Origin of the sequence: Anabaena sp. CA = ATCC 33047 (assembly GCF_963870205.1) — a bacterium.
GTDB lineage: Bacteria > Cyanobacteriota > Cyanobacteriia > Cyanobacteriales > Nostocaceae > Trichormus.
Genome location: NZ_CAWMSA010000003.1, coordinates 196,489 through 202,419 on the forward strand (window position 1 = coordinate 196,489; position 5,931 = coordinate 202,419).

A 5,931-nucleotide genomic window follows, 5' to 3' on the forward strand; every position below is an offset into this window, starting at 1 on the left:
AGATACAACAAATTGACCTCTGTTACCAATGTATAAGATTTAGGCAACACTCATGAAGCAATTATTGATTTGGTTAATTCAAGGCTACAGAATCTTTATCTCGCCATTATTCCCCCCAACTTGCCGTTTTCAGCCAACTTGCTCAATGTACGCCATCCAAGCCATTGAAAGATTTGGCATATTTCGCGGTGGCTGGATGGCTATTTGGCGCATCTTACGCTGTCATCCCTTCCATCCCGGTGGTTATGATCCCGTACCGGAGAAAGAGGTGACTGGGGAGTAGGGATTGGGGAGTGGGGGAGATGAGGGGGATGAGGGAAAAATTTTTTAAGAGTCAACCGTCAACAGTCAACCGTCAACCGTCAACCGTCAATCATCAACCGCCAGCACAACGCACGAAGGGTAGAAGGTCTTGTAAAATGGCTTCGTGATAGTGTTCCTGTGGATAGTGACCAACGTTGTTTAGTTTAATTACTTCGGCATTGGGTACAGACTTGGCGAAATTTTCTGCTACATCTATAGGCAACCACGGGTCAATCATACCCCATTGAATCAGGATTGGTTGTTGCCATTGTTGAAAACCAGATGTAATTTCTGTCATTGCTGATGGCAATTGTAAATTACGAATAGTTGCTAATAAAGCCCGTCCTGCTGCCGAAGTTTTCAGAAACGGTTTACGATAAACGTCTAAGTCTTTGTCTTCGATACGATAACGACTACCACCTTCTAAAGTCCGGTCAACTAATAAGGGGTCTTGAGTCATCATTTCACCCGCTAAAGGTAAACCCATTTGTTGAATTTTCCACGGTAATTTGGCAGTAGTAGAAATGGGTGTATTTAAGATAGCGATGTTGACAATTTTTTGGGGATTTTTTAGGGCATATTGTAAGCCTACAGAACCTAAAAAACCTTGTACAACTAAAGAAAATCGTTCTAGTTCTAAAGCATTAATAAAACTTTCTAAAGCTTTGATATAAGCATCAGGAGTGTAGGCGAAGTCTCGTTTTTCTGGTTTGGCAGAAAAGCCATAACCAATCCAATCGGGTGCGATCGCTCTTGTTCCTTGACTCGCTAAAGCTGGTATAATATTACGCCAGCTATAACTTTGTGATGGCAACCCATGTAATAAAACCACAGGTAATAAATCACTTTGACCAATTGGTTGAGCTTCCCGATAAAACCACTCTAGAGAATCTACTGTTATTTTATGTTCTGTTATTGACACGCTATTTTCCTAAAAATTTTTTCAAAATCCTAGTAATAGGGCATAGGGTAACGAACAAGTCAAAAGTCAAAAGTAAATAATTATGGTGAAAATTATTTATTTTTGAATTTTGAATTTTGAATTTTGAATTGATTTGCCCCTATTCCCCACTTAGAATCTTCTCACGAATTGCGCTAGCTGTGGCGGGAGCTAGTAAAACGCCATTGCGATAGTGTCCGGTCGCTAAAAGGACATGATTAAACCCTGGTAATATCTCAATTACTGGTGCAGGGCGACCTTCTGGACGGGGACGCAAACCTGACCAAGTGCGGATAATTTGCGCTGTTGCTAACTCTGGACAAAAGGCTATAGCTTGTTGTTTGACAGATTCTAACAGTTCGTGATTCGGTGGAATTTCATCACCATTGGTAGGAAACTCTACTGTTGCGCCTAGCCAATAATCTCCACCACCAATCGGTACAATATGCACATCATTACCATTGATGGCGGGTTGAAAGTCAGGATTTCCTAATGAATGACCTAAAGATACTTGCAATGCTTGCCCCAATACAGGACGAATATCTACCTTTTGATGGAGTTGTGCGGTGAGTTCTGTTGAACCTAAGCCAGCAGCAATTACCAACCAATCAGCACTAAAATTACCTGCTGTTGTCTTGACTGTCAGAGGTTGGCTAGTTTCTGGTGTGGGAATGCCTAAGACTTTTACACCAAACTGGAAATTTACACCTTTTTGCTGTGCGCCCGTAACTAAGGCTAAAGTCAAGGCAGTGGGGTCTAATTGACGGTCTTGAGGAGAGTAAACAGCACCGATAACTTGAGGATGATTAACTTGTGGACAAATATCTTTGAGTTTTGCTGTATCCCAGATTTCTAATTGCCAACCTGTAGAATGGCGAGTTGCTGCTAACTTTTCCCAGTCGGCTAAGTTATCTCCTTCTAGACACAGGTGAAGAATACCTTGACGGTTGAAAGGGATAGTTTGACCTGTTAAAGTTTCTAGTTCAGGAATTAAAGTCTCATAGCGTTGGATGCTGGCTTGGCGCATTTTCCAAGCTTTCCCTTTGACTTTCTGGCTAATTATCCCCACTAAAACACCAAGGGCTGCACCTGTAGAAGCTTGTGCTGGTGGCTGTTGATCGAAAACTGTGATGTTGATTCCTGAGATGTGGCTAAGTTCATAGGCGATCGCTGCACCAACCACGCCACACCCGATAATAATTACATTCATGATTTTTGCTGATAAAAGAGTGGGGGATTGGGGATTGGGGATTGGGGATCGCATTTTTCCCTCTCCTCTGCTCCTCTGCTTCCTCATCCCCCTCATCCTCTCTTATTGTCTCCTACCTTAGCTAGCTTCTGATTCAGGGCTTGTCTCAGGCAGCAATTGCAGGAACTGATCAACATCTGCAAAAGCAGCTTGATAGTTACTGATGGCAAGTTGAGTATTACCAGTGCTTGCAGCCTGATCGATTTTAACTAGGTGGTTGAGCAAATCTTTACTAATTTGCCGGGCGGCGGATTGTTCTTTAGGTAGTAGGTTGGGTGTGATATAGTTCATACTCAACCTAGCTTCTGTCATAGGGCCGTGGATAAAATTACCCACATCGATCCATTCTTTTTTCTCAATCAGAGTTTTCAGTTCTTCTGCGCGATCGCGCACAGCTTGTACTTCAGGTGAGTGTACCTGAATTTTTTCCAGTTGAGCAGCTGTGTAAGTTGGAGGTGCAACTGCGGTTGTAGGACTACCGCAACTCACTAGGAAAGTTGCTACAAGTACAATTAGTAATGAAATAATAGAGCGTTGTCGCGCCATACACTGAAATGGGTTGGTTTTATTTTGCCGATTCACAGTGTAATTTTAGATCGCTGAGGTAATTTATCGTTCTTACCTGGAAATTATTTTGGAGAAAATTTTTGATATACCATAACGTGTTTTCCACAAAAAGCTCAGTGTGAGCTATTTTTGCCAAAATTTTAAGTACAATTGCTTAATTAAGGATGAAAGGTTACAGGCTAGGAAGAAGTAGGGGGATGAGGGAGATGAGGGGATGAGGGAGATGAGGGAGATGAGGGGGATGAGGGAGATGAGGGAGATGAGGGAGAAATTCTTTCAGAGTCAACCGTCAACCGTCAACAATCAACAGTCAACATTCCCCAGTTTTACGTGAGTCATAATAAAGGAGTGTTTTTTCGTGAATGCAGCTGAACAGGCAACCAATCTTGAACTCGCCAGCAAAATTGCTACGGTGGTGAATTTATTCAAATTTGAGTTTCCTCATGCTAAATCAGATTTAAAACCCTGGCACAATGATCCAGAAACCAGAGAATTAGTTGATCCAGATTCTATAGATATTGGGTTTCATTTTCCAGGTGTGAGCAAATCTTGGCGCAGTCGCAGCGTTTTAATTCAAATCCGCTTTCACGAAGATCCGATCACGAAATCACGACGGGCGATAGGTTTGGAGGTGGCTGGTTTTGATCATCGTGGTGAGGTATGGCGACTATCTACCGTGGAAAACTGGAGTTTTTTCGGTGATACTGCACCTTCCCCGGAAATTGGCGATAGGCTAAAACAAGTTTGCCTACAGATTTTAGAGGTGTTTAATCAGGTAAATCAAGATTAACAAGGGTTATTTATTTTTAACCAAGGTTGCAGTTGCTATCAACACAGTAGGCTGATTGATAGGTATTGGGGCGTTTACCAAATAGGGTATAACGATTATCCCTGATTTGTTCATAAAAGCGATCGCCTGTCCATTTTACCCCCGGTAAGGCTCGATACGCATCTACAAAAATCTTACCCAAAGGCAATAATCGCCCGATTTCTTCGGCGGCATTGCTGCCTTGCCAACGTCTATCAGGTGCATTAGCATCAATTAATATCATTCCCTGTTCACAATCTTGAGATGTCACACCCCATTGCGCTAGAGTAGCTTCATCTTGCATGGGAATGTAACGAAACAGCTTACCTTGGTCTAGGTTTTCCAGTAATTGCACTAAAGTAACGCAGAGATTGCAGTTGCCATCATAAATCACGTAGTAACTCATAGAATTGCTCCGAATGAGAGTGTTGATTTTGCTTTGTGTAAGTTCTATGGTAGTTAATTTCTAGATACGATATTTTTCCAGATTTTGGCAACTCTATCACTGGGAGTATATGATTATGACACCTTTTATGTTTGTGACTGACTTAGATCACACTTTGGTCGGTGATGACGCAGCACTCACACAACTGAATCAAATATTGACTCAGCATCGCCAAGAATATGGTACAAAGATAGTCTATGCGACTGGGCGATCGCCTGTTTTGTACAAAGAACTGCAAATTGAAAAAAATCTCATCGCACCAGATGCGTTAGTTGTCTCGGTGGGTACGGAAATTTATCTAGATGGTAAAAATACTGCTGATTCTAGTTGGGCAGAAATTCTGTCTACAGGTTGGCATCGAGAACAGGTATTATCTATTACTGAGCAATTTTCTGAGTTAGAATTACAACCTGACTCAGAACAGCGTCCGTTTAAAGTCAGTTTTTTCCTCAAGCAAGAAGTCGCCGCCAGTGTGATTCCCCAAATTGAGTTAATGTTGGAAAAATATAAATTAAATGTAAAGTTAATTTATAGTAGCGGTGTTGACCTTGACATTGTGCCTCGTAGCAGCGATAAAGGTCAGGCAATGCAGTTTCTACGTCAAAAGTGGAAATTTGCAGCAGAACGAACAGTTGTTTGTGGTGATTCAGGTAATGATATTGCTTTGTTTGCTGTCGGCAACGAAAGGGGAATCATCGTTGGGAATGCCCGACAAGAGTTGTTGGAGTGGCATAACCAGTATCCTGCAAACCACCGTTACCTAGCACAAAATTTCTGTGCTGGGGGTATCCTTGAAGGTTTAAAATACTTCGGTTTCATCAAATGATTAGTTATCTCAAAGGTATAGTTGCTGGTATCCAAAATCTAGGCAGTAATCGCGTGATTCTGACTCTAGAGGTGAATGGCTTGGGTTATGACTTGCAAGTTCCGCAACGGTTAGCCAAGCAATTAACCACAACGGGTGATTTGGTACAAATTTTCACTCATTACCAAATTCGGGAAGAAGTACCTTTACTTTATGGGTTTTCTTCCCCATCTGAACGCGATTTATTTCGTCATTTATTGACTGTCAGTGGGGTGGGTGCAGCTTTAGCGATCGCTTTGTTGGATACTCTAGAATTACCCGATTTAGTTCAAGCGATCATCACTGGTAACGTACAGATACTGATTCAAGCCCCTGGTGTAGGTAAGAAAATCGCTGAACGTATCTGTTTAGAACTCAAAGCCAAATTAATCGAATGGCGCAAATCAGCCGGGTTCTTCGTCGCTACCGCCGGGCCTGCTCCTGGTATTTTAGAAGAAGTGCAAATGACTCTGTTTGCCCTGGGTTACACAGCCCACGAAGTCAGCCACGCTCTACACGTAGTTAGCGAAGACATCGGACTACCAAAAGATGCCTATGTAGAAGACTGGATCAAACAAGCGATCGCTTATCTTAGTAGTAGCGAACAGGTTAGTTAATAGTCAATGGGGACAGAGGCTAGGGGCTAGAGAAATTTACCTCATCAAGATGAAATATGCTGTATGAGTTAATCATTATTAATTATTAGTTAATCAATATTAGTTGTTCTCCCTCATCCCCCTCATCTCCCCCATCTCCCCCATCTCCCCCATCTCCC

Annotated in this window: 8 protein-coding genes; 4 read left to right on the plus strand and 4 right to left on the minus strand. The window is 42.2% G+C overall.

Annotated features, from left to right (window positions below; translation table 11 throughout):
* Window positions 1-52: 52 nt before the first annotated feature.
* A complete protein-coding gene (gene yidD / locus AACS98_RS01285; protein WP_066375332.1) occupies window positions 53-283 on the plus strand; it encodes a membrane protein insertion efficiency factor YidD in 231 nt (76 codons plus the stop codon).
* 93 nt (window positions 284-376) lie between these two features.
* Here yidD and AACS98_RS01290 read toward each other — a convergent pair whose 3' ends face one another.
* The 3 genes from AACS98_RS01290 to psbQ form a co-directional block, all read right to left on the minus strand.
* Window positions 377-1,225, minus strand: coding sequence for an alpha/beta fold hydrolase (locus tag AACS98_RS01290; RefSeq protein WP_066375334.1), 849 nt, complete (start codon window positions 1,223-1,225; stop codon window positions 377-379).
* Window positions 1,226-1,364: 139 nt separating this feature from the next.
* Entirely contained in the window at window positions 1,365-2,453 is a 1,089-nt protein-coding gene (locus tag AACS98_RS01295; RefSeq protein WP_066375482.1) for an NAD(P)/FAD-dependent oxidoreductase, read from the minus strand.
* 117 nt (window positions 2,454-2,570) lie between these two features.
* The gene (gene psbQ / locus AACS98_RS01300) at window positions 2,571-3,074 is read right to left on the minus strand and encodes a photosystem II protein PsbQ (RefSeq protein WP_445206779.1); all 504 of its coding nucleotides are present in this window, start codon (window positions 3,072-3,074) and stop codon (window positions 2,571-2,573) included.
* Between the two features lie 343 nt (window positions 3,075-3,417).
* Here psbQ and AACS98_RS01305 point away from each other — a divergent pair, with 343 nt between their 5' ends.
* The gene (locus tag AACS98_RS01305; RefSeq protein WP_066375337.1) at window positions 3,418-3,849 is read left to right on the plus strand and encodes a hypothetical protein; all 432 of its coding nucleotides are present in this window, start codon (window positions 3,418-3,420) and stop codon (window positions 3,847-3,849) included.
* 16 nt (window positions 3,850-3,865) lie between these two features.
* On the opposite strand, the gene AACS98_RS01310 is transcribed toward AACS98_RS01305, so the two are convergent.
* Window positions 3,866-4,273 (minus strand): thiol-disulfide oxidoreductase DCC family protein, encoded by a 408-nt coding sequence (locus AACS98_RS01310; protein ID WP_066375339.1) that lies wholly within the window; start codon window positions 4,271-4,273, stop codon window positions 3,866-3,868.
* A 115-nt stretch (window positions 4,274-4,388) separates the two neighbouring features.
* On the opposite strand from AACS98_RS01310, the gene AACS98_RS01315 reads away from it, so the two are divergent.
* Both AACS98_RS01315 and ruvA read left to right on the plus strand, forming a co-directional pair.
* On the plus strand, window positions 4,389-5,138 hold the full coding sequence (locus tag AACS98_RS01315) for a sucrose-phosphate phosphatase (protein WP_066375340.1): 750 nt from the start codon (window positions 4,389-4,391) through the stop codon (window positions 5,136-5,138).
* On the plus strand, window positions 5,135-5,773 hold the full coding sequence (gene ruvA / locus AACS98_RS01320) for a Holliday junction branch migration protein RuvA (protein WP_066375342.1): 639 nt from the start codon (window positions 5,135-5,137) through the stop codon (window positions 5,771-5,773). Before AACS98_RS01315 ends, ruvA begins: the two co-directional genes overlap by 4 nt.
* Window positions 5,774-5,931 lie beyond the last annotated feature (158 nt).